At 54.6% G+C, this 1,233-nt stretch carries 2 protein-coding genes; one reads left to right on the forward strand and one right to left on the reverse strand.

The features are described from left to right. Window positions 1-232 precede the first annotated feature (232 nt). On the forward strand, window positions 233-739 hold the full coding sequence (gene msrA, locus AO277_RS13810) for a peptide-methionine (S)-S-oxide reductase MsrA (protein WP_044320224.1): 507 nt from the start codon (window positions 233-235) through the stop codon (window positions 737-739). Window positions 740-825: 86 nt separating this feature from the next. Here msrA and AO277_RS13815 read toward each other — a convergent pair whose 3' ends face one another. Further along, window positions 826-1,113 carry a hypothetical protein gene (locus tag AO277_RS13815; protein WP_005730318.1) on the reverse strand — a complete coding sequence of 96 codons (288 nt, stop codon included), beginning with the start codon at window positions 1,111-1,113 and terminating at the stop codon, window positions 826-828. Window positions 1,114-1,233: the final 120 nt, after the last annotated feature.

A 1,233-nucleotide genomic window follows, 5' to 3' on the forward strand; every position in this document is an offset into this window, starting at 1 on the left:
CCGAGCTGGTAAAACAAGGGCCTGCCTGACGGCAGGCCCTAACCAGCCCGAACACAAAAAAACTGATACTCCCGATTCTGAAGCAACTGTAGACTACGGAGCAAGGCGCCAAGGCTTCTGTAGGACGTGTACTCGTTCCGCAACACGATCCGGTTTTTTACTTCATCCGGCTTGGTATTGCTCGACATCACCCCATAACTATCCCTGTCTCCATGAACCGCAAGGACAGACTATGACCAACTCAACCGAAACCGCCATCCTTGCCGGCGGCTGCTTCTGGGGCATGCAAGATTTGTTGCGACGCTACCCCGGCGTGCTGCGTACGCGAGTCGGCTACACCGGTGGCGAAGTACCGAACGCCACCTACCGCAACCACGGCAACCATGCCGAAGCGATTGAGATCGTGTTTGACCCGGCGGTGATCAGCTACCGGCAGATTCTTGAATTCTTTTTCCAGATCCATGACCCGAGCACTCCTAACCGGCAGGGCAATGATCTTGGACCAAGCTATCGTTCGGCGATTTACTACCTGAGCGAACAGCAAAGGGATATTGCCGAAGATACCGCGGCTGACGTGGACGCCTCCAAGCTGTGGCCGGGGCGTGTGGTCACACAAATCGAGCCCGTCAGCGAGTTCTGGGAGGCGGAGCCGGAGCATCAGGATTATCTGGAGCGGATACCGAACGGTTATACCTGCCACTTCATCCGGCCAAACTGGAAGTTGCCCAAGCGGGCTTGAACCTGAATCGGACCTGGAACGGCCGGAATAGGGGAGAGCGCAAAAGCTGGCCTGCCCCTGTCATGCAGGCGACATCAGGGGTAGCCTCAGCCCTCACAACTCTGCTTGTTAATTTCGAACTGTCCAACCTCTTTTACATTTTTGCTGCCAAAAATGTAAATGAGGGTGCCGCCCAAGGAAAGTATCGATTGGTCGCTGCGCATTTGCGCGGCGCAATTAGCCTTGAGGATGTTTGATTTCATCACGCCCAAGTCAACGTTATTGGGATGAGTGTCATAACGGGTCAACGTGTAATAGAACTTGAGTGCGTGACTGTTGGCCGCTTGCGCCCGAACGAAGGTTATATCTTCGTCGATTATTCGATTCTGGGCCATCGTTTTCGCGGTCACAATGATGAGGTCGCTGAGAAAGGTGGGTTTGCGGGAGTATCAGTTTTTTTGTGTTCGGGCTGGTTAGGGCCTGCCGTCAGGCAGGCCCTTGTTTTACCAGCTCGG

The sequence above is a fragment of the Pseudomonas amygdali genome (genome assembly GCF_002699855.1).
Lineage (GTDB): Bacteria > Pseudomonadota > Gammaproteobacteria > Pseudomonadales > Pseudomonadaceae > Aquipseudomonas > Aquipseudomonas amygdali.

What these genes read in the sequence shown, in the direction of transcription:
- AO277_RS13815 (WP_005730318.1), bottom strand. Translation starts at nt 1,113, where the DNA reads ATGGCCCAGAATCGAATAATCGACGAAGATATAACCTTCGTTCGGGCG.
- msrA (WP_044320224.1), top strand. Translation starts at nt 233, where the DNA reads ATGACCAACTCAACCGAAACCGCCATCCTTGCCGGCGGCTGCTTCTGG.